Consider the following 23,046-nt stretch of genomic DNA (forward strand, 5'->3'; position numbering starts at 1 on the left):
GCTCATGAGCTTAAATCTCGTCACCCCAGGTGCTAATGCACCGGAAGAGTTCAACGTCATCATCGAAATTCCCATGAATTCCGATCCAGTGAAGTACGAAGTGGACGACGAAACTGGCGCGATCTTTGTAGATCGTTTCATGTTGGCCGCTATGCACTACCCAGTGAACTACGGTTACGTTCCACAAACTATCGCTGACGACGGAGATCCAGCTGACGTGTTGGTATTGGCTCCATTCCCAATCCAAATCGGTGCAGTGGTGAAATGCCGTGCGATTGGCGTATTGATGATGGAAGATGAAGGTGGTGGCGACTCCAAAGTATTGGCTGTGCCAGTAACTAAACTGTACCCTCCATACCGTCACATCAATGGTCCAGATGATCTGCCAGAAGAAGAATTGGCTCGTCTGAAACACTTCTTTGAGCGTTACAAAGACCTGGAAAAAGGTAAATGGGTCAAAGTAAACGGTTGGGAAGGTGTTGAGTCCGCGAAACGTGAAATTTCCAACAGCATTGCTCGCTTCCAAGAAGGACAAAAATAAAATGACTTGGGCAATCCAACCACAGGACGTTGTTGGGCTAGAGGTGACAGGTAGTGAACAGCGTTTTCCGGTAAACCGCATTTTTTGTGTAGGCCGGAACTACGCTGAGCACGCTCAGGAAATGGGTCATAGCGGTCGCGAAGACCCATTCTTCTTTGCCAAGCCAGCGGGTGCCGTATGGGTCATGGGGACTGATTCAGCCCCCGTATGGCCTTATCCAGTACAAAGCCAAGATGTGCACCACGAAGTAGAGCTTGTGGTGGCATTGGGCTCTGGCGGCAAGAACCTTAGCCTAGAGCAAGCGGAACAGAGCATTTGGGGTTATGCCATTGGTTTGGACATGACCCAACGCGACGTGCAGACGCAGTTGAAAAAACAAGGTAGACCTTGGGAAGTGGGTAAAGCATTTGATGCATCTGCTCCTATGGGGCCTTTGCATCCACGTGCAGCGCTTGGTGTGCTGACCAAAGGGACTATCAGCTTGGATATCAATGGTGAGCGTAGACAATCTGGTGATATCAACCAGATGATCTGGCCTATCGTTGAAACCATTGCCTACTTGTCTACACGCTTTACTTTGCAAGCAGGTGACTTGATCATGACAGGTACGCCAGCAGGCGTAGGCCCTGTGCAGGTCGGTGACGTGCTGACAGCAACAGTAGAGGGGTTAGGCAGCGTACAGTTAACTGTGGGGCGCTCGTAACTAGCGAGTACTACAGTAGTAGCAACCCGGTTTTGCAGCACAGCTCAACCGGGTTTTTTTATGGATGACACATGAAGCAGGCAACACAGCAACGTGGTTGGAAAGCAGTACCAGGTGGCGTTTGGGCACTAGGCTTTGTCTCTATGTTGATGGATATTTCGTCGGAAATGATCCACGCCTTATTACCCATCTACATGGTAACGGTGCTGGGGACATCAGCACTTAGCGTGGGCTTTATTGAAGGTATAGCCGAGGCAGTGGCGTCCATCACTAAAGTGTTCTCTGGGGCGGTGAGTGATAGATTAGGCAAGCGCAAGATTTTGGCGGTGTGTGGTTATGGACTGGGCGCCTTAACCAAACCAGTATTCCCCTTGGCGGGTACCTTAGGGTGGCTGGTAGGGGCAAGGTTCGTAGATCGTATAGGTAAAGGTATACGTGGTGCGCCACGTGATGCGTTGGTAGCGGATATTACGCCTGCTGAATTACGCGGTGCAGCCTTTGGTTTACGCCAAACCTTAGACACTATAGGTGCATTCTTAGGGCCTTTGCTGGCTATAGGGTTGATGTGGCTTACCGCAGATTCTTTCCAAAGCGTATTTTGGATTGCTGTCATTCCGGCATTTTTAGCGGTATTTGTGCTGATTGTGTATGTCAAAGACCCAGCGCCAAGCTCTTTAAAAAAAGACCCTAAAAAGGTTTTGAAATGGCGTGATTTAGTGAAGCTGGGCAGTGATTATTGGTGGGTGGCTGGAGTAGGGGGCGTATTTGCCTTAGCGCGTTTCAGTGAAGCTTTCTTGATCTTGCGCGCCGAGGCGGTAGGCATAGAAATTATGTGGACGCCCATAGTGCTGGTGTTGATGAGTCTAGCGTTTTCGGTCTCTGCGTATCCTGCAGGAGCCTTATCTGACCGCATCAATAGAATCAGTGTGTTGGGTATAGGTTTGGTGCTATTGATTGCTGCCGATTTGGTGATTGCGTTAGTGCCAGGCTTAACCGGTTTGCTCGTGGGTGTAGTACTGTGGGGGCTGCACATGGGCTTTACCCAAGGGTTGTTTGCTGCATTAATTGCCGATTGCGCACCAACGGAATTGCGCGGTACGGCTTTTGGTATGTTCAACCTGCTAACGGGTATTGCGTTATTTATTGCTAGTGTAGTGGCCGGTTTGTTGTGGGATGTCGTGGGCTTCCAAGGCACGTTCTTGGTGGGGGCGGGGTTTGCTGTACTGACGGCAATAGGGTTGGTGGCATTAAAACGCAAAACGTCCTTATAACGCTGTAAGTATTATCGCTGCGCAACACACATGAAACCATGCCTAGTCATCGTGCATGGTTTCTTTATTTAGCTAGGTGTAAAGTAAAGAGATAGTGAGCATATCAATGGGTTTATATAGGGCAGAGAGGTACTCAGCATGCACGTAGTCGTACAAGAAGAAACCACCGGATGCGGTATAGCATCGGTCGCCAATATTTTGGGTAAAACATACGCGGAAGTAAAGGCGACTGCCAATGTGATGGGTATTTATGCAGAAGACACATCGCTATGGTCTGATACCCACTATGTACGTAGGCTACTCAGTCATGCAGGCATCAAAACCTCTGCAGATGAACTACCTTTTGAGTCGTGGGCAACACTGCCCAATACCGCGCTGTTATCCATTAAACACCACGAAGAAAATGGGAAAAACTTCTGGCATTGGGTAGTGTTTAAACGTGTTCAAGGTGAAGCTACTGTATTGGATTCTGCCAGTTATTTACCGTCGAATATACGTAAAGATTTTGCTGATATGCAGCCTAAGTGGTTTATTGCCGTAGACGCGTAGCTAAGGTTGTTATTCGTTGCAGAGCGTGACGATCTTGTCATGCGCATACGCAGGTCTGCGCTGTATACTGAGCCACTTTTTAAGTAAACGACTAACGCGGGCTAGGGGTATACATGTTTTCTAGAATATTTGGTTCACTGGATAGAACCTATTTGATCAGAGCGTATTGCGTAGGTGCTCTGTATTTCGCCTTGTTTCTATTCATGGAAAACAACATAGGGTGGAGTACCAATGGGTTGTGGAATCGCATTATTCCTGGCGTGATTTGTTTGATCCTTTTTCCGTTTTCTAAATTGGTGTACGACGAGCTAAAACGCTTTGTGTTTGGCGATAACGTTTTCTACATCAACACATGGGTGATGTTGGTGGGGAAGATCATCATTAACCTAGTTTTGTTTGTGATGGCGTGGATTATTGCTCCAGTGGGTATTGCCTACATTTGGTTTAAAACACGCGGGCGTTAATGCTGCGGAAACTAGGTTGCTTGCTCTAAGCTAGTCTGCAATCCCTGATTAACTGATAAAAGGTTCGTTTCACATGACACCCAAGCTAATGCGGGTACTACGTAAGCTATATAAGTATCAAAATGGTGAGTACGATGCCGAGCGTCGCGTGTCTATCTACAATGAGCAAACACTCAGCGATAAAGAGCGCGACATTTTGCAAGAACATCAGTGGCAAAGTAATACCATCACGTATTTTTCTGGTCACGAAGAAGTAATTGAAAAACTGCTGTCGCTAAAAGATAGCCCAGAACTCACACAAGAACGCATACTGACAACCTTCATTGCGGGAGTAGGTGGCAGTTATTTGCGTGGGCGATCGGTATTATCGGCATGGAATAAACTGAAAAATATCGCCGCCCATCATTATCTAGAGCGGCCCGAATACCGCTGTTGCTGGGTGTGTGCGAATCATGACGAACCTAAATATCTGCATGATTCCTATTTGCAGTACTGTTTGTATGTAGGGAATGCTTACAGTAGTACGCCTACCTACGCATATTTGAATTTGACCCATTTGTTGACGCAGCCAGCAGTGGTCGCGACAGCAGAGGATAAACAGGCCTTTCTCAGCTTGATTGATTTGCTGCGCAATGCACCAGATGACGAGACGCCTGGGCAGTTTGAAAAACGCTTAACTGCAGCGAAGATTATCAAGGGTGATGTCTATACTAAACGCGGCATACTAGATAGTTTGGCAAGGCTAGGCGTGATACCCAATCAGTTCCTCGTGTTAAGCGATAGTACATGGACTGACTTTGGAGATATTGTGAGCTGTGAAAATCAGTTGAAGAACACCAAAGGTCGATCGGACATGGAAATGCCATGGGCTGGTTGGAAAGGGCATTTAAAAGTTGATGAATCTAGATTGCAAAAGGTTTTTGGCGCATATGTGTAAAGCACAGGTCTTTAGCGATAGGATGCGTTTCATGCTTATCTGGTGATATTCGTCGCATGTGTTTTTGCTAGTAGTGCTATAACCATCATATGGTTTGTTGAGGAGCAATTATGTACCGCATGGGAATAGTAGTTGCAGCAGTGTTATTGGCTGGCTGTGCGCCAATAGAGCCAAGAGCAGGTATGGCGAACCCGGCTTCTGTCTATTGTGTGGATATGGGCGGGACAGTGAGCATTCAAGATCAAGCGGGTGGGCAAGTAGGAATTTGCACCTTGCCGGATGGTAGCGTGGCTGAAGAGTGGGAGCTTTTCAGGCGTAATAACCCCCAAAACTAAGATAATCACTTTAGTGCTTGACAGAATATCTTTTAGAGCCCATAATACTGTCTATCAATACAGTAATGGTTGATAAGGATTTTAAAGCCTCGCTTTAGCGGCGAGGTTTTTATTTGGTCAGACGCGGGATGGAGCAGCATGGTAGCTCGTCGGGCTCATAACCCGAAGGTCGTAGGTTCAAATCCTGCTCCCGCAACCAAACGTATCTACGTCCCCTGAGGCACACGCCAAAGGGGACGTATTTATTTCTACCCACGGAAAACCGTGATCATCTTGCCCAACCACGGGCGCCCCAAGTATTTCACGCAGAATCTCACGAGCCACTTCGGTATCGTCTTTCAGCGCATCATCTAAATTCTCCAGCATCTGTCGATACGTATTGATTGCAGCCTGCAGCTCAACTTCCTGCACGGGCTCATGTGGTTTCGAGCGCAAATCAGCCAGCTCTTTTTCTGCTGCAGCTAGCCGCTCCCCCAGCGCATAGGAGTAACCCATTTTCACCAATGCATCCGTTAGACGCTCTATCTCTGTTTGCAGTTCAGAAATACGGCGGTTGGTGTGGTGAGTGTGCTGCTTAGCTTCTTGCTGCTGCGCCTTGGCAATTTCCTTTGCTTGCCGCTGCATATCGGCCAAGGCTTCAGGTGATAATAGGTCGCTGCGGATGATATCGACCAAACGAGCATCAGTGTCTACTCGCGGCACAAGCAGGCCAGAGCAGGTGCCTCTATCTTTTTTTGCTGAGCAGCCGTATTGATATTGGGATACTGCTACTACAGGCCCGCCACAGTTAGCACAGCGTAGTATGCCGCCGAGTAGTGTGGATTTTCTTCCCCCTTGTTGTTTCTTGTCCCGCCGCGACATTCTTGCACGCGCAGCAGACCAGTGAGCATCATTCACTATTCTAAGGTGCGGCATTTCCGTCACCGACCATTCGTCTAGGGGGCGATCCATGCGAGTGCGCTTTCCAGTGTCAGGGTCTTTTACCCACTGGCTACGGTTCCACACATATCGGCCAACATACAGCTCATTGTTTAGAACGCCAGACATGCGAGTGGGGTTGCCATAAATAGCAGACACAGCCCATGTGCCGCCGCGCAGACTAGGTACGCCAAGGCGGTTCAGTTCATGGGCAATGCGCTGACATGACCAGCCTTCAGCGTAACGCGCAAAAACCCAACGCACCCATTCGGCTTGCTCTTCATTGACTTCCAGCTTGCGGCCACCATCGGCAGCTACTGAGCGGTACCCGTAGGATAGTCCGCCAGCATGCATGCCACGACTAACTTGGCCAGCTAAGCCGCGATGCGTCTTTTCGCGTAAGTCATCTAAATATACTTCGTTGATAATGCCGCGCATTCCGCGATGCAGTTTGCGAGTTTTAGATTCAGAATCATAGCCATCGGCTACGCCAATAATGCGTATGCCACGATGCTCCATGCGACGAATGATGGTCTCTTGCTCCACCATATCGCGTGAAAGTCGGTCAAGGCCTTCAACTAGCAATAGGTCAAAACGGCCTGCCAGCGCGTCAGCTAGCAGGGCCTTTCCGCCAGGGCGCATAGCAACGGGAACGCTTCCGCTTACCCCCTCATCGCCGTGTTCGATCTGGATGGATGTACCAAGCGAAGCCGCGCGCGCGGAACATCCTCGTTTTTGGTCAGAGATACTTGTTTCTCTCTGCCTGTCGGTGCTGAATCGTCCGTAGAACGCTGTACGCATTTGAATGATTTCTCCAAAAGGTGTCTGATTAAAAGTCGGTGGGCTGGGGTAAGCATCATAGCGCGCCCCTTATTTTTGGTTTGCAGTGGCTAGCTGCGCTATAGGTACATCTGTTTTTTTCTTCATTGTTATCTCCAACAAAAACCCGGCTTATGCCGGGTGTGTAGTTGCGTCTGTTTTATCCAGTATTTTGATAATGGCCGTTCGGTACTGTCCTAGTGATTGGTAAGTGGCTGCGCTGGCATCGCAGCGGACGAAGGCAAGAATTTCATTTATTGCAGTTTGGCGGCTGGCCAACTCTTTAGATAGCATGTCCATATCATCTGCATGCTGCTGTAGTGTGTGGAGGTGATGCTCTATTAGAGCTTCTTTGCTCATGTCTTCGTATGCTTGTATCTGTGTCATGTAAATAGCTCCTATGTATAGGCGCAAAAAGAAACGCACTAAGCTAAACTTGTGCGTCTATGGGATGGAGGGGGTATGGGGAATTATTTAATAGAGAAAGTAAAAGTAGCACTTACAAAAGAGTGGGTGCGGGCATTTTTGATTTTTGCTCTACTGTCTATGGTGGCTGTGAGTGTTTTTTACAGTAAAGATCGCTGGGCTTCACTTGGGGTTGTTGGTACATGGGTTACCGGCACTATGGCTATTCTCATAGCCTATAGACAGAGCCAAGAATCAAAGCGTAGAAAGATAGAACTTGCCAGAAAAAGTGCTGAATCAATTAACCATAAAATAATTCTATTTACAGAAGATCTCATTTATCTCTATAGAGGGGTTTTCAACTTATTGGCTCTTTTCGAGAAAGATAAACGGTATAAATCAGTTTTTCTAAAAGGAGCACATCAAGAAATATCAATTTGTATTAACAAGATCGAGTCTATTGAAATTGGAGATTTTGAGAAGGAAAATAGTCATGATCAGTTGATTCAAGATGTGAATAAGCTAAATCATGGAATTTCTCATGTGAAGCAGTTAGCATCAAATTACAATAAAGACAACGATAATGGTGGGTATTTAGCAAATTTTGCCAAGAAATTACTACAAGCGGGAGATGAGGCAATGAGCGTATCTGCCCGAATATACAAAGAAAATCCAATGATTAGTACTCTCAAGCATTTTGAGCTCTCGCTTAAGGTGATTATAGAAAAACTACTCTAATACATATTCTATTTCGCTGCAGGCTGTAAGGCTTAAAAGAAGGGAGGGCCTTCTTCGTTTGTTTCATAGATGCTTCCATCCGCCTTCGCAAAAACTCATACAGTCTGGTGAGATTTCGGTACCGAGAGCGATTTTTCCAGTTGAGTGATAGCAGTATGTTTTGCAGCGGCTGAGCATTTTTAGCTTGTGGCCGCCGTCAGCTGCGGTAAGGGTAAAAAATTGCCCCGGTTCAATATGCTGAATGCGGGGCTTAGGCTTGTATCCATCGGATATTTTATTTTCTGGTTCGCTCATAGGCCACCACGTTTCACTACTTCATTGAAATAGACTAGCCAACCGGCAGCAGCCAAACAAATGACTACTGCCAAGATGGTCCAGACTGCGCACTTCTTACACCACACGCTTTTCGCCTCCTAGCGCATCGAGCAAATCAGCAAGTAGGCGGCTAAGCTCTCGCGTGATGAGTGCCATTTCCGAGTTAAAAATCTCGTCATCATTGCCAGAAATGGACGTTTCTTGCTCTTTAATGACGTCCAAAAGGGTGATGCGTTTCAGCTCTAGACCATCGGTCAGCACAAAGCTGATTCGGTCATCCCATGTGAGTGCCAGACGTGTGCATTGCTTGCCAGCCTGAATGTGCCGGCCAAGTTCTGCGGGTTCAGCGCTGTGACGCACGTACTTCACTAAGGCACGGTTTTCGGTGGTCGAGCGAAGCTCGGTGTCTTGGTCGATAGAGAAGTTGGCCGGCGCCTCGTCGTCCAACAACCAGGTCGTCATGGCACCACCAGGCGAAAGCTCGGTATAAAGCGGCAGCACAGGGAATGGGTTAATCGTCTTGGCCAACAGCCCCATAACTTCATCACCAACAGCACCAGAGGCTGTATCAACGCACAGCCAGCGGTTTACCGGATCAATCCAGACCTGAGTATCACGCTGCACCGCAAAGGCGCGTGGCATCAGATCAGCGATTACCTGCTCTTTGATTTCCTGCATTTGCTTGCGACCTGGCTTGTAGCCTTGTTCGGCTTCAAACTCAACGGCTTTGGTGCGTGCCACCTGATTAATTACGGTACTGGGCAGTAGCTTTTTCTCACTACGCATGCACAGTAACAATTGCCCGTCATTTTGGTAGACTAGGCCGTGTCCGGAGCGAGGCTCAACCCAACCAAGTGATAGAGGGTCTTGGCTGGTGCCTGGTTGAAAGTGATGGCGCTCAAGCAGTTCGGAGAGCTGGGCAGCATCGAGCGCCCACGATGGATCTAAACGGTAGATCCGTAGGTTTTTAATTTGCATGATAGGTATTAAGACAAATGACCGAAGAAAAAGCCGATCAGATTATTAGGTGTGTGAAGGAGTGTTGGTGGCAGGTTTTGATTCTGCTTACTGTTGGGTTTGGGCTTTCTTTGGCTCTTTTCCGAGGCTGGCCTGCTGGGGAGTGGAAGCTCGGATGGACTGCTGTTGCTGCTATAGCTACTTTTTTTGCAGCATGTGTTGCTCTGGTTTTGGGCAGGTCTCAGCAGAATAAAGAGCGAAAAGAAAAGAGGGCTAGAGCATTGATTGCCGCCTCATATATGGAGCCAATCTTAAAAAAAACATCCATGACTTTATCTTTCTATTCTCTAATAAGAGATGATGTTGAGCTTTCTGAGCAGCAACGTTCATCACTTAGTGGGCTATGGGATATCTCAAGAATCACCCGCACAGATTTAGCTGACTACTCTGCATTGGAGCCAAGAAATGCTGCTGTCATCTCACAAAGTATTTCTATTTTAGAAAACCTTCTAAATATGTGCGGTGTCCCAGCAAAGAGAGCACATTCAATGGATTACTCTGCCTTCCTGCGGACTTTACAGAACAAAGAGTTGATTAGCTCAGTTATTCGAGTTTTTTCAAGCTCCGCAGCGACTATGGATGCCTACAAGCAGATGCATTAATAAAAAGGATATACCTAGCAGTGCAGCTTTATCAGGTTTATAAGTCACAGATTCTGTTTTAGGTTGCAGCGGAGGGGGTTAGGCAAGTTCACGTGCTATTTGCCTTAACGCTGCACTACTTCCAGTCACAGTCTCCCCACAATCGGTTTTTGCGTAAGCGCATCGTATGCGATGTTTTTTACTCGACTCAGGACGAGATCCGTAGACTGTAACGGACTCTCTTGCCTCAAGGCGCCGCGGCCAAGGGCCTCTGTCAAGTAGTATAGGTTGTGTGTATGCACTTCTGTTTGTGGTCCCACGATGGAACACACCAACTTCTATAATTGTGACTGGGAAGTTGCTTCGATTTATGACCTCTATGCAGAAATCAATGTGTGAATCAGCGGCGCCAAATTGGATTGCATGTTTTGGGGTCACTTTCATCTTCAACTTGCTTTGGTTAATACTATGCCAAGTATTGATTATTCCTAGTACAGCCCCTAAGGCCGCAAGACAAAGAGTGATAGCTTCTGTATAGGTCATTTGAATTTTCGGCAGATAAATTACAGAGGTGTATGCTAGCTTAGCTTACTTCTAAATAGAGGGGTAAATTGCCATATATTCCTCAGAACGGGATATCGTCATCCATATCAGCCAGATTATCGACAGGGGCTTGGTATGGATTGGCGGCTGGTTGTCGTGGTTGTTGATGTGATTGCACGGGCGCAGATGGTTGAGTCTGGCTAGCGCTCTCAGGGTGTGATGCGAACTCTATGGCAGTTATTCGCCCAACCAACTTGCTTCCTCTGGTTCCATCTTGTCGCTGGAAGTCCTCAATATGTGGGTCATCCAAGGTCACAACGACTTTCGTACCTTTTTTGAGGTAGGGGGCAAGTGACTCTGCGCGCTGGCCCCAGAGTGAGCCATCTACCCACTGCGTTGGTTTATTGCCTGTATTTGGGTCTTTTCTGCCGTAATTAAATGCGAGTGATACGCCAGCCACTTGTGTACCATCTTGGGTGTACCTAACTTCGGCATCACGGCCAATTCTTGCCAGTCCGATAATTTGTGCCATTATGCGGCCTCCTTTAATGCGAGTTGTAGGGATGTTTGGTGACGGGTAACGGTGCGCTCAAACTCCACCAGGTCAGCTTCCAGCTCTTCGATGACATCCTCGTCACGCTCAATGCGGATAATTTTCATTTTCTGTAGGTCGTGAGCCCACAAAACAAGATCAATCCATTTGCGGCCAAGAAGCCATAAAGCGCCGTTGCATTGGTCTAGGTAGTTGGATACATCACCATCAACGAAAGCCGTAAATAGGGTGTCGCTGCTAACCATGGTTTTGATTTCGATAAGACCATCGTCACCAACAAGGCCATCCACGCTCACGCCAAACAGACGATCGGCAGAGGTAATAAAACCCGCTTCTTCCACGATGTGGCCTGTCTTACGCTCGTAAAGCATACGAGCATAAGGCTCTTGCTCCGTGCCGAGGCGCATGGCGCTGTTAGAGAAAGCCTGTAATGGTTCACCACCTTCACGTTCACGCGCCACGTCTTTAGCGTAATCAATGCTTTTCTTTGCTGGCGCACCGCTCTTTAGTTTTTCACGGCAGTCACGGAATCGGCTGCCAGTGATTACGCCTTTACGGGCCTCTAGCCATTCGGCTGTGCCTTGTTCGGCAGTATGGATAATCAAACCTTCAATCATGATTGCTCCTGTGTGAGTATTTTTTTCTTGTCGGTCACGGCCTTTTTAAAGGCGTTGTAGTCGGCAAGGTTGTTGGTTGCGTAGATAATGTTGCCGCCTTTATCCCAGATGGATTCCAGCTGCTCTAGTGTTTCGGCTTGTGCTACTTTGCTGATCCAGTCATCCCGCAGGTCTGTGTTGCTTGGTGGGTTGCCGTCAGTGTCGTCGTCTTGCTCAGAGAGGCCTGTAATAGCTTTCAGTGTGTAGCGCTCAAGGTATGACTTAGCGCTTGCTCTGGCTTGAATAGCGTTCTTTGCGCCACCAACATCGGGTGGGCCGCCCATGCTTACGCTTTCTTCGTGGCCGCCAACGTGGCGTAGGTAGCAAGTAACCTCTAGCCAGTCCTTATCATCTTTGGTTAACTTCCACGACGATGAAAGGCCGTGCTTAGATAGGGCAGGGGTTACGGCATTCACCCAGTCGTGCAGCTTGGCGTAGGACTTGCCGCGCAATGGACCGTCTTTCACGTCCTCACTTTTGATTACCTTGATGCTTTCAGCCTTAAACGCAGCGAATGCCACGTCATAAGCTTTCTTGGCCTGCTCTTTATCCCAGCGCTCCTGTAGATCCATCATCTTTTCGATTTGATCTAGGCTGGCACCTTGCTGCATGGCCGCCATCATCATTCCCATGGGGGAGTTTGCTGGCGCACTTGATGGAGCCGAGGCAAGTTGTGCCTGCGGTGCCTCAACAATGTCTGTACTCATAATGTCCTCAGTAATGAATAGCGACCGCAGGAATAACGCCCTTAGCGATCAAGATGACGGCTTGCTTGGCGCATTCCTCGGACAGTCCGTTTGCGATGAAAGCAGCTAATGCAGTGTTGTTGATGCTGGCTTTATGGGCTTTATCAGCCTCGCGACGCCGCTGTTCGGCTTCTGCTGCGGCCTGTGCATCTGCTTGACGTTTGATTTCAGCCAGTCGTGCGGCTTCGGCGGCATCTTTGGCGCGTTGCTCTGCTGCCAGCTTTTCAGCATCTGCACGGGCTTCGGCTTGCTTCTGGCGTTCGATAGCTTCGGTCTTTTCGCGTTCGGCTAGTTCTGCCGCTGCTTTGGCATCAGCTTCACGCTTGGCGGCTGCGTCACGTTCGGCCTGTGCTTTGGCCTCAGCATCTGCGCGGGCTTTCTCTGCGGCTTCTTGAGCAATACGGACGTCGCGGTCTTTCTGCTCCTGCTCGGCCTGTTTACGGCGAAGTTCTACAAGTTCAGCTTGTTCGGCTTCGCGCTTCTGGTGCTCCGCATGCATGGCTTTTAGATGTGCCAGCGCCTCAGCCTTGGCGCGGTGCGCTTCGGCCTCAAACTCTTCCCACGATTCATCGACTACTACTTTTTCCTCCAATTCGTGAAAGAGGATTTCGTAAGGCTGTGGATCGCCACCAATAAGACCTGCTGCACAATCTTTGATGTGCTGGATGCCTGCTTGATGAGTGGCTATACGCCGTGCCTCGGCTTCCTCCCACTCAGTAAGCGGTTTGCGAATCTCGGCTTGTAGCGCATCAAAGCGTTCTTTGCTTTGGCGGCGTGCAGCATCAATTAGCTTCGGTATTTCTTTGTGCTGCGCAGACAGCTCAGCCCCCATCTTTTCTACAGCTTGTTTACTACGCGCGACTTTGTAGGCATCACTAGCGCAAGCATCACGGTCTTTCTTTTTGCTCATGTCGTACACGACACCGGATACCTTTTGCTTTACCTCATCAAAAAGGCGGTCTAGGCCGCCTGGTGTAGTAAATGCTTCCAGCGCTGAGGCTGGGTCGGGGAGGGTGACTAATTCAGTCGTTTGGTTTGCTTGCATGTCTTTCCCTTAATATTTGATCGTTTATGTCTTGGACTCGCAGAGCGGCATACTCACGCTCATAGTGCGTTTCAGCCCAAATTTGGTTGTCTGTGGGTTCTAGCTCTGGCTCGGCCGGCACGATGCCTGTAGCCAAAAGCAGAAGGAATGCGGCTATGTAGTGCCAACGTTTGATGGGGTAGTCATCCATAGATAAGCTCCCGCATTTCAGCAGCATCCATTGCGTCTACAGCTTCTTTGGCGAGGTCGCGAACGGCGTCGTTAATACGTTTACGCAGTGCGTCTCTTACCGGTTCAGAATCAATAGAGTCAAAAAAATCCCAGAGGAGGGATTTAGGAGGGTTGCTGCCGTCGAGTTGTTCTTGGATGAGCTGCGTTATGTCGTCTGGCGTGTACTCGATGCTTCGTAGCCATACAGTTGCTTTACGACCGCCAAGCACATCATTGATCTGATCTATCTTTAGCTCTAGCGCTCGTTGCTCCTGCCAGTCAGTAAAGAAAACAGAGCCATTGGAGAGTTCTTCACGTTGTAGTACTGACATTGGATGCTCCTGATAGCGTGGCTTTGGCTAGTCCTTGGATTCTGTCTAGTCGCTCACTGCATGGATGTTTTCTAGGATCGAGATGAGCAATTTCGATAATCTCTTGCAGTACCTTTTCCAGATTCTGGACGGTTTCCACTCTTTGATTGTCTGGTTTTGGAGCAGACATTAGGTCTTGGTTACGAGCCAAAAAGTGATTGATGATGACGTGGTTAATGGCTGTTTCAGGCACGGATACAGCACCGCCACCTACTAGTGGTAGTTCGATATTTTTCATAGTGGATTCCTAGTGCGCCTCAGCGCTGGATAGTAAATAGCCAGCACCGTGCGGAGCCGATGCAATAGTGGCTCTGGCTGTGCTGTTAAGGGAGTGTCTCCCGCGTTATCAACAGATCGTGGGGATAAGGTGCTAAGTAGATCTATGTTGATCTATATGTGTATTTGGTACCCTCATAGATGAAGGGATCATGTGGCAAGAGGTTGACTAATCGTCGGAATGAAGCTGACAACTAAGGTGTTACGTGCTGTAATCCATCGCGATACATGAATTAATTAATCTGCTGCACTATTCAATACTAATTAAGAGGGAAGCAGTGAACGATTTGTTAGACGCAATAAAGTCACGCCTCAAGGCACCATACTTCGGGTATGCCATTCTTGCTTTTTTCGCTTTGAACTGGCGTAGTGTCTTTATGTTGGTAATGACTAAAGGCACGCCACAAGAGCGCTTAACGGCCTTTGATAGTCATACAAATATCTGGTTTTTGTATATTCTTCCGATAGCTACAGGTTTTCTCGTTACTGTTGCTACACCATGGCTTCAATGGTTCTTTAATTGGTGTTCGCGCAAACCTTTTGAGAAAACAGCTTTTCTTGCTTTGGTAGCTGATAGCAAACAAATCGCTGAAAAAACAAGGTTAGAGCAAACTCGATCTGAGCAATTAGCTAACAGAGAAAAGGAGTTGATTGCCCGCGCTGAGCGTGATGAAAGCATTAAAAATCTAGAAGATAAAGAGCGAAAGGAGTTACTACAGCAGGAGATCCAAGTACTACGAGAAGAGCGTGATCGGCTATTTAACGAGAAAGAAACATCTTACCTCCGATCTGTGTGTGAGTATGAGTTACTCAGCCGAGCCGGTAAGACTAAAGGTGGGCTAATTTCCATTCGTCAATATGGTACATCCCGTGTTCTACAAGCAGGTACCATGATCTTATCGACAGACTCAGCTCCCGAGTTTCATGATTACCTATCAGCGATTGAGTCTTTATTGTTGCAAAAACTCATTGAACCAACGGCTATGGATCAGACCTTTTCACTCACCGATAAAGGTTGGGAGGTCAGTAGCTCTTTATAACCATCTTTTGGGGAAATAGTACATAAGTACATATCAATATTATTTCAGTTTCTGGGTATGCGCAGCAGGGATAAATAAATCTGTGCGCTTGGCTAAGGCAATCCAGTCATTGCAGAACTGCGGTGCGCAGAACTCAGTTGAGACCTGACGAACCCTGCCGCTTTTAAGGATCTCTAGCGCTTTCTCTTTGCGCCATTCTGCTAGCTGTTCGGGTGTAAGTGCTTTACGTTGAGATAGGGGGGTGGGACTTGTTTGCCAATTGCTTGGCCACAACATCAGTCATACCAAAAACACAAAAGGCAGACATAAATATCCTCGCTTCAGAAAGCCCTCACTATTAAGGGCTTACCAAAGCGGCCTCCGAAAAGGCCGTATTTCTTCAGCTATTTAGCACCACCAGAGAAGCTGACATAACTCAGAGTTAATGAGCAGGGCAGATTGTCTTGCCTACCGACCACTCAAGCGCATTACCCGCCATGCGCTCCCCAGGCGTCCAGTCGCTTATCAATAAGTGACCAATGGATCGTTGCCGTCGTTCGTATAAGCGCTCCTTGCGCACGAACCGTACAGTTTTTCGCAGGTTTTACTCCAGCCCCCACGTCGTCCGGCTGCCGATCTCCTTACAGCGCTTTCGCACGGATCGGTGTTTATGGTGCATTTTGTAAAAGAACAGTTCGGCTAGTGCCTGCAACTCTGTTTGGCTGCCCTTTGGGCTAGGCTTTGGTGAGTTGTTGATATTAATATTACCTATGGGTAATTTATACGTCAATACCTATAGGTAACTATATTTGGGTAAGGTTATAGGTAAGCATTAAAGTAAGATGGGCTAAAGAGATCGCCCGCGCACGGCTACGCCCCAACAATAGGTGGTAAGATTTTGTGGCGTATAAAAATATCTAGAAGTGGAGTGCGAAGAGGTTTTGAAACTTACTTACGCTTTTACTGAGGAGGAATTCGTTGCAGCTTGCGCGGAGGAGCTGCGGCGTGACGAATCTACTGTCTGTGAAGACGTCTTCTGCGTCCTGTCGAAATTTCTCTCCAATCCAGTTGCTAATGATGCAATAAATAGCAAGGTGAGAAGTAGTTTCGTATTTGATTACTATGACGAGTCGCTGTCTTTGCTCGATTACATTGAGGCCGGTAGCTTGGGGTTTCCGTACCTGAAGCTGACGGTTTATGGTCCGAGAGGTGCTGATCTAGATATAGTAGCAGTGGATTTGCCTGCTTTTCTGGCTTTAGATGAATATAACTATGGGTCTAATTGTTTGCGCTCTTTCAAGATCAAGCAGGGAAACCTAAAGACTAAAAGCAAAGCAGAGATCCAGCTTAATTGCTTGAGGGTCAGCGCAAGTGCGCTGCAACAGGTGCGCGACAGGCTGGCTCATGCGCCGAGCAAGCTCATCCCGTCACGATTGAGTGTGTACGAGTGGCGACAGACGTTCTATAACAAGATATCAGGGGACTGTTTTCTGTGTGAGTGCTTTAGAAAAGTCGTTGAGGTAAGCACTTTAGGCGCACGTGACCGACACGTGGAGCGCGCGCTAATCAAAAGCTCTTTCAAGGAGGGTATTTGTCATCTTTGCACGGGTGACAACTCTTCGCTGTCGTTCTGCAGCACAGTGCACGGATCTACATTCAAAGATCGCTATGGAGCCTACATCACGAAAATCAGTATCGAGAAAAACCTTGATGAGCGCACGGCCGAAAATTTAGTTCGTGAGATGAGAGGCGTAGCCAAAATCGGTGAGCGCTGGGTCAATGAGACTCTGCTTTTCAACTATATCAAGATGCTTTTCCCCAATCTCGCTGTTGAGCGTGAAGCATCTCCAGCATGGATTGGTAGGCAACGCCTTGACATGTACATCCCAGAACTAGGCCTGGCAGTGGAGTACCAAGGTAAGCAGCATTATGAGGTTATTCAGCACTTTGGCGGTGAAGAGGGTTTGGCGCGAGCGCAAGAGCGTGACAAGCTAAAAGCGAGGCTTTGCAAGCAAAATAATGTCGATCTGGTGTACTTTACATACAGGGAAAATCTGACGGAAAAGCTGGTGAATAAGCGACTGAAAAAGTACGTGGAGAGAGCGATATCATCAATTTGATGCATGGTTTTAGGTATTTGTTTGTCAGTTCTCTATACTCAAACCCCATCTTTTGACAGTTGTAATTGGGAATGGATACCGCCCAACATTTGCTTAGTTGGAGTAGACGCAAAAAAGCCCTCGGAGGAGGGCTTGGATGCAGGAGCGTTGGGGCTGCTAGTCTGGCTGATCAGCCTTTAGCTTGTTGTTTATGTTATTTATCGACCTAAGGGCGACAGTGCGTCACCATACCCAAAGCAGTTGAGGATGCAAGTCGACTAACTGGCCAGCGGCCAAAAAATTGCCCTTATATGCTGAATCCAATGCTTCGCAGGTTATAGTACACCCAGTGTAAGCGTGTCGGACTTCACGCAATTTTTAAACCTGAGCATTTACACAGAGAGTGGGGCGCAAAGCCAAACTACAAACCAACCCCAAGAGAAATTAGTGTCCAAAACCCCTCAGCACTCAATTTATTTCTCAAGTTATGCGAGAAGCATTACGTTAAGCCTGAATTTCAGTCAAGATTATTGCCGATGAGATTACTTCGTTTTTTCCTGTTCGCAGGGGTATTTTTAGGCCCGCTCGTGGCATACTTTTGGGTTTTTCATGGCGAGCTATCTGGTGTTCACGGCAGGTGGGGAGAGTTCGGGTCGTATCTGGGCGGCGTTTATGGCAGTCTTGCCCTCATTATCTTGGCGTACACAACGTATCTCACACGTGAACAATTTCGGCGCCAGAATGAAGACGAAATGTTTTTTCGACTTTTTGACTCCATACAAAACAGAATTGGATCCAGCTCAATCGAGGTAGGCGGGAGAACGTTGTCTGGACACCAATGCCTGAAACATATTGTAGAAAGATTCGATGATGAGCTTTCTGTTGAGGCGGTAGAACTGGCTCGCCTACTTCTTACCAAGACCCCTGAAGCCGTTGACAACACACAATATATGAAGCTTTTCTATGCCATGCAGGAGCCTAATCTCTACACAACCTTTGAGGGGGGGCGATCGGAGTTCATCACTGAAATTCAGTCTGCAGGAGACCTTAATGAAAGATGGGAGAAATTGAAACACTACATTGGCTCCAGGGGAGATGAGACTGAAAAAGTCCGAGAGGCTCTTTGCTCAATGGGAAGCGTCAATTTTTACAAAATCCCATTTAAAGATCGTCAACATCATTACGCTGCTGCGCTTGGTCGGATCATGCAGGATTATGGGGAGTTGCTTGATGGCTATTTGTCGACGGTGCTTCTTGTTGTTGATGTCGCGCGTAGTGCCGCGAATCGAAGTATCTACGAGAGGTACATTCAGTCTCAACTCTCTCGCTACGAGGTGATTATTATTTTCTACATGTTGATTGGTCCCTACGATCAGATTAATGGGCAAGAAGCCGTGCGCGATGTTGGGGCATTGAAGCGGTTACGTACATTAGATTGCCGAGCACTAATGATTGATGTGCCCGACGCTGAGCAAATTGATGCCGAGCTGAGCCACCTTTTTTCTTATTGAGCCTTGCGCAAGTTCAAACAGCAGGTGCAGCGCAGCCACACAAGCATTCACCACCAGTCTAGTTGGTTGCTCAACAGAGGCTCCAATACTTTGCCGTATCGGTTCCTATTTACTTTGACATAGAGCGACCACTGTTCCCTACCACCATCGGCTGCTTTTGACCGATAGCTGACATTATGAGGTCTACCTAGAAATAGGGCAGTCCACAAGAAAGCCCTCGTAAGAGGGCTTTTTTCTTGGGCGGTGGTTATTCTTCGTCCGGCTGATCGGCCTTTAGCTTGTTGGGTATGCTGGCCTTCGAAGCTGAGCAGCCTTCAATCTTGAGTGCATGATTGAGGGGGGGTGACCAAGAGGGCTGTGACGTCAAGTGAGCATGCTTTTGCTTAGAAGCAGAAAAAGGTGAGTCCAAAGTCCCCAGAGCTATACATACCCAATCATCCCAATCGCCAGTTTGTTTGGACCAGAAAAGGGAGGAGCCGCAATGCTTACAAAACTGTCTGAACACCGTTTCCGAGGATGCGAAGGACTGTATTGCCTCGTTACCCGCAACGATGCATAGGTCTTTACGAGGCACTGCGCCATAGGTAGCAAATGCAGCACCATGACTCTTTTGACATTGTTTGCAGTGGCAATGAGTTACAGCCTTTGGTGATGATAACAATTGGTAGCTGACTCGCCCACATAAACAGCTTCCTAAATAATGCTCCATCGCGTCTCGATCTCCAGGTTCAAAAGGCGTATCGTAAGCAGCGCAGCCTAATTTCATGAGTTCCCGAATTTGGCCGATTGCGGACATTATAAGGTTACCTGCGGAGAATGGGCAGCCCACAAAAAAGCCGCCTAGAGAGGCGGCTTTTTTAAGGGGGTAGATATTCTGTACTGCTTAATTTAGGTTTTCATGAGTTCTTTGATGGAGATTACAGGGGCCATGTTCTTGGGCAGAAAAATATCGTAGTTTACGCCTAGAAACCGGCTGACTGCTTTTGCAGATAAAGGAATGTCTCTTGCAAATTCCTGTGGTGATTTAATGCCATGGTCAACTATTAGTTCAAAAGACTGCCTTAGCATTTCAGGTTCTTCGATTGGAATCTCGTCATCAAGAGGCTCAATAGTTCTCATTTTTTGGGCACTGATTTGCTTCCTTAGATTTAGAACTTGAGCATCACTAAAAAGCTCAAGTGAACTGCACCTGTAAATCATTGCTGCAATAGAAACCTTCCATCTCTTTTTTAGCTGCACAAAATGGCTAAGCCGGCTAGAGAAGATCTCAGCTGGGAAGGAGGTGTGTGGTAGTAAAAAAGCCCCAGCAAAAGAGTTGGCTTCCATTTCTATTCTTTTTAGGGTTTCAGGGTTTTCTTCTAGCTGGTCGCTGGTTATACCGCCGTGTAGGATTAGATGTCCTAATTCGTGAGCAGCATCAAACCTTGATCTGCATGAAGAGTTTTTATCAGACCCTAAGAAGATAAACGGCCGTCCACCATACCAAAATGAAAAAGCATCAATCTTGTCATTTGATAGCTCAGAACGGACTACAACTACACCATTTGCCTCGAGTAGTTCGACCATATTGCCAATAGGGCCATCCTGCAATCCCCACGCTGATCTACACTGCATGGCGATAGCTTCAATATCCTCAGAAGAATAGACCTCATCTTGGTACTCAATGAGGTTCACCTCAGATAGATTGATGTACTTTTCTATTTGGCTATAAATATCAGTGAGCCATTGTTTCTGCCTTATACATGCCTTACGTGATGAGGCGGCTGCAGATTTAAAACTCCGAAAAAAAGCCGGTCCTGAGGCTGAATGAGATAGCCCTCTTCTTGTCGTAAAGAAAATTGATGGCTGCTCTAGAGCAGCTTGAATTTTTGAGAAAACCTCTGGACTCGGCTTTAGACTACCAAGCTCATATCGAGATACGGCCTGCCTTGTTACACCTAACCTATCAGCTAGGTCTGTGAGGTTGAGGGCTTTAGCCTCCCTTGCTTCAGTGAGTCTTTCCGGGATGAAGTCAGCAATACTCTCTTTGTTAAGGCATTCTGTAATTAGTGCCATTTCTTTCTATCCATTCCTTAAACTCTTCCTTGACCTGTGGTTTGACTTTTTCTGTTGGTCTTTCTTCTTTAGGAAGGTCTGTTTTGACAGTCTGGAGTTGCATCATTATATTCTCCGACCTCCAGCTCCACGTCTTTCTTTCAGAGTGCGGAATATATAACCTAGCAAAATCAGGCTCTTGGTAACCGTGGCCAAGTATAAGGTGAAACCTTTCTTTTTTTGGCTGTACAAAAGCGTTTTCACTGAGTAGAGTGAGCTGCGCTGGGTTGTTATTTAATCTCAGATTTTCTCTAAAAACGGCTTTCCGAGGAATTTGATTATCATCTTGCAGACGACTAGCTGTAATGATGGAAGATTTCGACATGATTTGTAGGTATCTTCCTGTAGGTTTAGGGAAAGCCTCCCACCGATAGTCAAATGGCCATTGTCCGCTTTCTATTAGCATGATTAGTTGATAATCAACGGAGTACTGGATGATATGTCCACGCGCAGCCATGCTGTGATTTTTTGATAGAAAGGGAGTATCTGTGATTAGAGCATCAGCAAGGTCGTAAGCCCGTTTAAGAGCGCCAGGGATGTGTGCTTGGCTAGCTGCAGGAATTTCCGAATCTACTAATTGATCATAACTTTCGATGGTCATATGCGCCTATGTTGTCAAATTATGTTGTCAACATGATATGAAAATCAATGACTTTTGTCAACCAAACGGAAAGGCTTTTCCACTTATACATCAGACCGCAGCGATACGACTTGTGCGCGGTGTTACTGCTGGGTGGGGCTAGTGTTACGCCTAAAACTCTTGGCTACGCCATACCTTCAAAACACGCCCCAAGACTTGAAAGTCCATCTTTGGCGTGATGTTGAACGCTTCGTATGCGCTTTTATTTTCTGAAATGGCACGTATAACTAAACCATCCTCGGTAGGGATGCGTTGCAGCCGCTTGATATAACCCTCAGTGCCTACTCTAAAAAAGAACACCGCATCAAACTCAACACACGTAACTCCTAGGTCAACCAGTAATGGGTCACCTGGATTAAACATTGGCTGCATTGAGTCGCCAAACCCCGTGACGATACAAAGGTTGGTGCTGCCGGAGTGGTTTTTGACGTTCTGATTCAGCCAGTCCTTGCTGACACGCCAGCTTTGAATAACGCCAGGCTGGTCCCTCAACTCTAATCCATGCCCCATAGCCCCCGCTGCATCCTCTGGATCGTACTGAGTAATGATTACGTCCGTTGTTTTCTTGGTGCTGGAAATGGACCCTATATCTTCGCCATCATGCTCATCAGACAGATGGGCCGAATCAGGATCTAAAAACCAGCCAGGGAACGCTTGGTTTAAGTCATCAAGCGAGTCCTCGCCAATTCTTTTGTAGCCACTCTTGGATGGTGGATAAAGCATGCGCGAGACATAGCTAGGATCCTTGCCGATTTTTTCAGCAATTTTCCTGATGGCTCCGTGGCCAATGCTTTCTCGTAGAGCAATAAGCGCTGCTCTTCGCGCTTCGTATTTATCCATGTGCGTATTTCATCAAACACTTACCTGTAAGTAAATGACCCACAGGTATTGATATTTATCTTACCTATGGGTAATATTTCGGCATGAACGAACTAATCAACTACCTAAACAGCATGAGTAGTGCTGACCAAGCAGGTTACGCCAGCAGATGCGGCACGACTGTTGGGTACCTGCGCAAAGCATCCTCAATCGGCCAAAGATTGGGCGAAAGCCTATGCATTGCCCTAGATAGAGAATCTGGCGGCAAAGTTCGCTGTGAAGTGCTTAGGCCTGATGTTGATTGGGCTTACCTATTGCAGCGACCGACGCCGCTTGTGGTTACTGAGGCCCACCTTTAATGCAGGTCATGAGAGGAGTTTTGCGGCTCAAGAACTTCTTGCATGTCTTGCTCCATACATAGCCGCTCAAAAACGGCATGCAGTAATTCGTAGCTAATGTCTGATCGTTTTGTCACAGATTGGCAGATCAGGTTGGCTTGTGTCAGTAGTTTCTCGGTCGAGGTAATTGCGATCATTTTTAAATAATTTCCCGTTGGAGATTGATATGGAAACAGTATCGCCTGAGCGGGTTGAAAGCACCCGCAAGAATGGCGCAAGAATTCAATCAGTAGTTTTGCGCAGACTTGCAGTGGTCACTCAAGACCGTGCAGCTGCTTTCATGGAGGTTTCTCCAAGCACGGTGAGTAGAACAAAAGAGGACCTAGATAAGGTCTGTCACCTGCTGGCAGCGCTAGGGCTCCAGATTGCACCAATTGATTCTGTGGTGATGAGCCAAGACGATATCCGGGCGCTTGAGCGTATGGCCTACAAGTACCTGCAATCAAAGGTAGACGAGTCAGAAGAGGGTTGAT

At 47.5% G+C, this 23,046-nt stretch carries 28 protein-coding genes and 1 tRNA gene; 14 read left to right on the forward strand and 15 right to left on the reverse strand.

The annotated features are described in order from the left end of the window. Positions 1–4: 4 nt before the first annotated feature. The 8 genes from ppa to AC3QL0_RS06520 all read left to right on the forward strand — a co-directional run bounded on the left by ppa (position 5) and on the right by AC3QL0_RS06520 (position 4,999). Entirely contained in the window at positions 5–541 is a 537-nt protein-coding gene (ppa, locus tag AC3QL0_RS06485) for an inorganic diphosphatase (RefSeq protein WP_135867027.1), read from the forward strand. A 1-nt stretch (position 542) separates the two neighbouring features. Further along, complete coding sequence (locus AC3QL0_RS06490) at positions 543–1,244, forward strand: fumarylacetoacetate hydrolase family protein (protein WP_493010598.1); 702 nt, start codon at positions 543–545, stop codon at positions 1,242–1,244. A gap of 71 nt (positions 1,245–1,315) precedes the next feature. Then, positions 1,316–2,515 carry an MFS transporter gene (locus AC3QL0_RS06495; protein ID WP_493010599.1) on the forward strand — a complete coding sequence of 400 codons (1,200 nt, stop codon included), beginning with the start codon at positions 1,316–1,318 and terminating at the stop codon, positions 2,513–2,515. 138 nt (positions 2,516–2,653) lie between these two features. Beyond that, on the forward strand, positions 2,654–3,064 hold the full coding sequence (locus tag AC3QL0_RS06500) for a hypothetical protein (protein WP_493010600.1): 411 nt from the start codon (positions 2,654–2,656) through the stop codon (positions 3,062–3,064). 113 nt (positions 3,065–3,177) lie between these two features. After that, a complete protein-coding gene (locus AC3QL0_RS06505) occupies positions 3,178–3,528 on the forward strand; it encodes a hypothetical protein (protein WP_493010601.1) in 351 nt (116 codons plus the stop codon). A 73-nt stretch (positions 3,529–3,601) separates the two neighbouring features. Next, positions 3,602–4,465, forward strand: coding sequence for a hypothetical protein (locus AC3QL0_RS06510; protein ID WP_493010602.1), 864 nt, complete (start codon positions 3,602–3,604; stop codon positions 4,463–4,465). Positions 4,466–4,584: 119 nt separating this feature from the next. Then, a complete protein-coding gene (locus tag AC3QL0_RS06515; protein WP_493010603.1) occupies positions 4,585–4,800 on the forward strand; it encodes a putative hemolysin in 216 nt (71 codons plus the stop codon). A gap of 122 nt (positions 4,801–4,922) precedes the next feature. Then, a tRNA-Met gene (locus AC3QL0_RS06520) sits at positions 4,923–4,999 on the forward strand. Here the strand turns inward: AC3QL0_RS06520 and AC3QL0_RS06525 are convergent. Together AC3QL0_RS06525 and AC3QL0_RS06530 are read right to left on the reverse strand one after the other, a co-directional pair. Then, positions 4,978–6,519 carry a recombinase family protein gene (locus AC3QL0_RS06525; protein ID WP_493010604.1) on the reverse strand — a complete coding sequence of 514 codons (1,542 nt, stop codon included), beginning with the start codon at positions 6,517–6,519 and terminating at the stop codon, positions 4,978–4,980. The genes AC3QL0_RS06520 and AC3QL0_RS06525 overlap by 22 nt on opposite strands. Before the next feature lie 150 nt (positions 6,520–6,669). Then, positions 6,670–6,924: a hypothetical protein gene (locus AC3QL0_RS06530; RefSeq protein WP_493010605.1), complete on the reverse strand. Its 255-nt coding sequence runs from the start codon at positions 6,922–6,924 to the stop codon at positions 6,670–6,672. Between the two features lie 75 nt (positions 6,925–6,999). On the opposite strand from AC3QL0_RS06530, the gene AC3QL0_RS06535 reads away from it, so the two are divergent. Next, a complete protein-coding gene (locus tag AC3QL0_RS06535) occupies positions 7,000–7,680 on the forward strand; it encodes a hypothetical protein (protein WP_493010606.1) in 681 nt (226 codons plus the stop codon). A gap of 63 nt (positions 7,681–7,743) precedes the next feature. Here AC3QL0_RS06535 and AC3QL0_RS06540 read toward each other — a convergent pair whose 3' ends face one another. Next, positions 7,744–7,974 carry a hypothetical protein gene (locus tag AC3QL0_RS06540; protein WP_493010607.1) on the reverse strand — a complete coding sequence of 77 codons (231 nt, stop codon included), beginning with the start codon at positions 7,972–7,974 and terminating at the stop codon, positions 7,744–7,746. A gap of 96 nt (positions 7,975–8,070) precedes the next feature. After that, positions 8,071–8,973, reverse strand: a complete 903-nt coding sequence (locus tag AC3QL0_RS06545; protein ID WP_493010608.1) for a recombination-associated protein RdgC — start codon at positions 8,971–8,973, stop codon at positions 8,071–8,073. 17 nt (positions 8,974–8,990) lie between these two features. On the opposite strand from AC3QL0_RS06545, the gene AC3QL0_RS06550 reads away from it, so the two are divergent. Then, positions 8,991–9,614 carry a hypothetical protein gene (locus tag AC3QL0_RS06550; RefSeq protein ID WP_493010609.1) on the forward strand — a complete coding sequence of 208 codons (624 nt, stop codon included), beginning with the start codon at positions 8,991–8,993 and terminating at the stop codon, positions 9,612–9,614. 604 nt (positions 9,615–10,218) lie between these two features. Here the strand turns inward: AC3QL0_RS06550 and AC3QL0_RS06555 are convergent. From AC3QL0_RS06555 to AC3QL0_RS06580, 6 genes are all read right to left on the reverse strand, one after another. Continuing rightward, positions 10,219–10,668 (reverse strand): single-stranded DNA-binding protein, encoded by a 450-nt coding sequence (locus tag AC3QL0_RS06555; RefSeq protein WP_493010610.1) that lies wholly within the window; start codon positions 10,666–10,668, stop codon positions 10,219–10,221. Continuing rightward, positions 10,668–11,306, reverse strand: a complete 639-nt coding sequence (locus AC3QL0_RS06560; RefSeq protein ID WP_493010611.1) for a lambda exonuclease family protein — start codon at positions 11,304–11,306, stop codon at positions 10,668–10,670. Before AC3QL0_RS06560 ends, AC3QL0_RS06555 begins: the two co-directional genes overlap by 1 nt. Next, positions 11,303–12,052: an ERF family protein gene (locus AC3QL0_RS06565; RefSeq protein ID WP_493010612.1), complete on the reverse strand. Its 750-nt coding sequence runs from the start codon at positions 12,050–12,052 to the stop codon at positions 11,303–11,305. Before AC3QL0_RS06565 ends, AC3QL0_RS06560 begins: the two co-directional genes overlap by 4 nt. Before the next feature lie 7 nt (positions 12,053–12,059). Next, the gene (locus AC3QL0_RS06570; protein ID WP_493010613.1) at positions 12,060–13,136 is read right to left on the reverse strand and encodes a hypothetical protein; all 1,077 of its coding nucleotides are present in this window, start codon (positions 13,134–13,136) and stop codon (positions 12,060–12,062) included. 182 nt (positions 13,137–13,318) lie between these two features. Next, the gene (locus AC3QL0_RS06575; protein WP_493010614.1) at positions 13,319–13,678 is read right to left on the reverse strand and encodes a hypothetical protein; all 360 of its coding nucleotides are present in this window, start codon (positions 13,676–13,678) and stop codon (positions 13,319–13,321) included. Beyond that, entirely contained in the window at positions 13,659–13,955 is a 297-nt protein-coding gene (locus tag AC3QL0_RS06580; protein WP_493010615.1) for a hypothetical protein, read from the reverse strand. The genes AC3QL0_RS06575 and AC3QL0_RS06580 overlap by 20 nt, the downstream gene beginning before the upstream one ends. Positions 13,956–14,271: 316 nt before the next feature. Between AC3QL0_RS06580 and AC3QL0_RS06585 the strand changes: the two genes are divergently transcribed. The 3 genes from AC3QL0_RS06585 to AC3QL0_RS06595 all read left to right on the forward strand — a co-directional run bounded on the left by AC3QL0_RS06585 (position 14,272) and on the right by AC3QL0_RS06595 (position 18,622). Next, complete coding sequence (locus AC3QL0_RS06585; RefSeq protein ID WP_493010616.1) at positions 14,272–15,033, forward strand: hypothetical protein; 762 nt, start codon at positions 14,272–14,274, stop codon at positions 15,031–15,033. Between the two features lie 920 nt (positions 15,034–15,953). Further along, the gene (locus AC3QL0_RS06590; protein ID WP_493010617.1) at positions 15,954–17,132 is read left to right on the forward strand and encodes a putative endonuclease domain-containing protein; all 1,179 of its coding nucleotides are present in this window, start codon (positions 15,954–15,956) and stop codon (positions 17,130–17,132) included. Positions 17,133–17,647: 515 nt separating this feature from the next. Continuing rightward, on the forward strand, positions 17,648–18,622 hold the full coding sequence (locus AC3QL0_RS06595; protein WP_493010618.1) for a hypothetical protein: 975 nt from the start codon (positions 17,648–17,650) through the stop codon (positions 18,620–18,622). Positions 18,623–18,869: 247 nt separating this feature from the next. On the opposite strand, the gene AC3QL0_RS06600 is transcribed toward AC3QL0_RS06595, so the two are convergent. From AC3QL0_RS06600 to AC3QL0_RS06620, 5 genes are all read right to left on the reverse strand, one after another. Continuing rightward, entirely contained in the window at positions 18,870–19,418 is a 549-nt protein-coding gene (locus tag AC3QL0_RS06600; protein WP_493010619.1) for a GFA family protein, read from the reverse strand. Between the two features lie 92 nt (positions 19,419–19,510). After that, positions 19,511–20,677, reverse strand: a complete 1,167-nt coding sequence (locus AC3QL0_RS06605; protein WP_493010620.1) for an ImmA/IrrE family metallo-endopeptidase — start codon at positions 20,675–20,677, stop codon at positions 19,511–19,513. Next, positions 20,652–21,317 carry a hypothetical protein gene (locus AC3QL0_RS06610; protein ID WP_493010621.1) on the reverse strand — a complete coding sequence of 222 codons (666 nt, stop codon included), beginning with the start codon at positions 21,315–21,317 and terminating at the stop codon, positions 20,652–20,654. The genes AC3QL0_RS06605 and AC3QL0_RS06610 overlap by 26 nt, the downstream gene beginning before the upstream one ends. A gap of 150 nt (positions 21,318–21,467) precedes the next feature. Continuing rightward, positions 21,468–22,196 carry a S24 family peptidase gene (locus AC3QL0_RS06615; protein WP_493010622.1) on the reverse strand — a complete coding sequence of 243 codons (729 nt, stop codon included), beginning with the start codon at positions 22,194–22,196 and terminating at the stop codon, positions 21,468–21,470. 334 nt (positions 22,197–22,530) lie between these two features. Then, complete coding sequence (locus tag AC3QL0_RS06620) at positions 22,531–22,710, reverse strand: hypothetical protein (RefSeq protein ID WP_493010623.1); 180 nt, start codon at positions 22,708–22,710, stop codon at positions 22,531–22,533. Between the two features lie 29 nt (positions 22,711–22,739). Here AC3QL0_RS06620 and AC3QL0_RS06625 point away from each other — a divergent pair, with 29 nt between their 5' ends. Further along, the gene (locus AC3QL0_RS06625) at positions 22,740–23,045 is read left to right on the forward strand and encodes a CII family transcriptional regulator (RefSeq protein WP_493010624.1); all 306 of its coding nucleotides are present in this window, start codon (positions 22,740–22,742) and stop codon (positions 23,043–23,045) included. Position 23,046 lies beyond the last annotated feature (1 nt).

It is taken from the genome of Paenalcaligenes sp. GW821-LYS-B07-1 (assembly GCF_058803365.1).

Coding starts and splice junctions, on each gene's coding strand:
- ppa (WP_135867027.1), top strand. CDS start 5: ATGAGCTTAAATCTCGTCACCCCAGGTGCTAATGCACCGGAAGAGTTC.
- AC3QL0_RS06490 (WP_493010598.1), top strand. CDS start 543: ATGACTTGGGCAATCCAACCACAGGACGTTGTTGGGCTAGAGGTGACA.
- AC3QL0_RS06495 (WP_493010599.1), top strand. CDS start 1,316: ATGAAGCAGGCAACACAGCAACGTGGTTGGAAAGCAGTACCAGGTGGC.
- AC3QL0_RS06500 (WP_493010600.1), top strand. CDS start 2,654: ATGCACGTAGTCGTACAAGAAGAAACCACCGGATGCGGTATAGCATCG.
- AC3QL0_RS06505 (WP_493010601.1), top strand. CDS start 3,178: ATGTTTTCTAGAATATTTGGTTCACTGGATAGAACCTATTTGATCAGA.
- AC3QL0_RS06510 (WP_493010602.1), top strand. CDS start 3,602: ATGACACCCAAGCTAATGCGGGTACTACGTAAGCTATATAAGTATCAA.
- AC3QL0_RS06515 (WP_493010603.1), top strand. CDS start 4,585: ATGGGAATAGTAGTTGCAGCAGTGTTATTGGCTGGCTGTGCGCCAATA.
- AC3QL0_RS06525 (WP_493010604.1), bottom strand. CDS start 6,519: ATGCGTACAGCGTTCTACGGACGATTCAGCACCGACAGGCAGAGAGAA.
- AC3QL0_RS06530 (WP_493010605.1), bottom strand. CDS start 6,924: ATGACACAGATACAAGCATACGAAGACATGAGCAAAGAAGCTCTAATA.
- AC3QL0_RS06535 (WP_493010606.1), top strand. CDS start 7,000: ATGGGGAATTATTTAATAGAGAAAGTAAAAGTAGCACTTACAAAAGAG.
- AC3QL0_RS06540 (WP_493010607.1), bottom strand. CDS start 7,974: ATGAGCGAACCAGAAAATAAAATATCCGATGGATACAAGCCTAAGCCC.
- AC3QL0_RS06545 (WP_493010608.1), bottom strand. CDS start 8,973: ATGCAAATTAAAAACCTACGGATCTACCGTTTAGATCCATCGTGGGCG.
- AC3QL0_RS06550 (WP_493010609.1), top strand. CDS start 8,991: ATGACCGAAGAAAAAGCCGATCAGATTATTAGGTGTGTGAAGGAGTGT.
- AC3QL0_RS06555 (WP_493010610.1), bottom strand. CDS start 10,668: ATGGCACAAATTATCGGACTGGCAAGAATTGGCCGTGATGCCGAAGTT.
- AC3QL0_RS06560 (WP_493010611.1), bottom strand. CDS start 11,306: ATGATTGAAGGTTTGATTATCCATACTGCCGAACAAGGCACAGCCGAA.
- AC3QL0_RS06565 (WP_493010612.1), bottom strand. CDS start 12,052: ATGAGTACAGACATTGTTGAGGCACCGCAGGCACAACTTGCCTCGGCT.
- AC3QL0_RS06570 (WP_493010613.1), bottom strand. CDS start 13,136: ATGCAAGCAAACCAAACGACTGAATTAGTCACCCTCCCCGACCCAGCC.
- AC3QL0_RS06575 (WP_493010614.1), bottom strand. CDS start 13,678: ATGTCAGTACTACAACGTGAAGAACTCTCCAATGGCTCTGTTTTCTTT.
- AC3QL0_RS06580 (WP_493010615.1), bottom strand. CDS start 13,955: ATGAAAAATATCGAACTACCACTAGTAGGTGGCGGTGCTGTATCCGTG.
- AC3QL0_RS06595 (WP_493010618.1), top strand. CDS start 17,648: ATGAGATTACTTCGTTTTTTCCTGTTCGCAGGGGTATTTTTAGGCCCG.
- AC3QL0_RS06600 (WP_493010619.1), bottom strand. CDS start 19,418: ATGTCCGCAATCGGCCAAATTCGGGAACTCATGAAATTAGGCTGCGCT.
- AC3QL0_RS06605 (WP_493010620.1), bottom strand. CDS start 20,677: ATGGCACTAATTACAGAATGCCTTAACAAAGAGAGTATTGCTGACTTC.
- AC3QL0_RS06610 (WP_493010621.1), bottom strand. CDS start 21,317: ATGACCATCGAAAGTTATGATCAATTAGTAGATTCGGAAATTCCTGCA.
- AC3QL0_RS06615 (WP_493010622.1), bottom strand. CDS start 22,196: ATGGATAAATACGAAGCGCGAAGAGCAGCGCTTATTGCTCTACGAGAA.
- AC3QL0_RS06620 (WP_493010623.1), bottom strand. CDS start 22,710: ATGATCGCAATTACCTCGACCGAGAAACTACTGACACAAGCCAACCTG.
- AC3QL0_RS06625 (WP_493010624.1), top strand. CDS start 22,740: ATGGAAACAGTATCGCCTGAGCGGGTTGAAAGCACCCGCAAGAATGGC.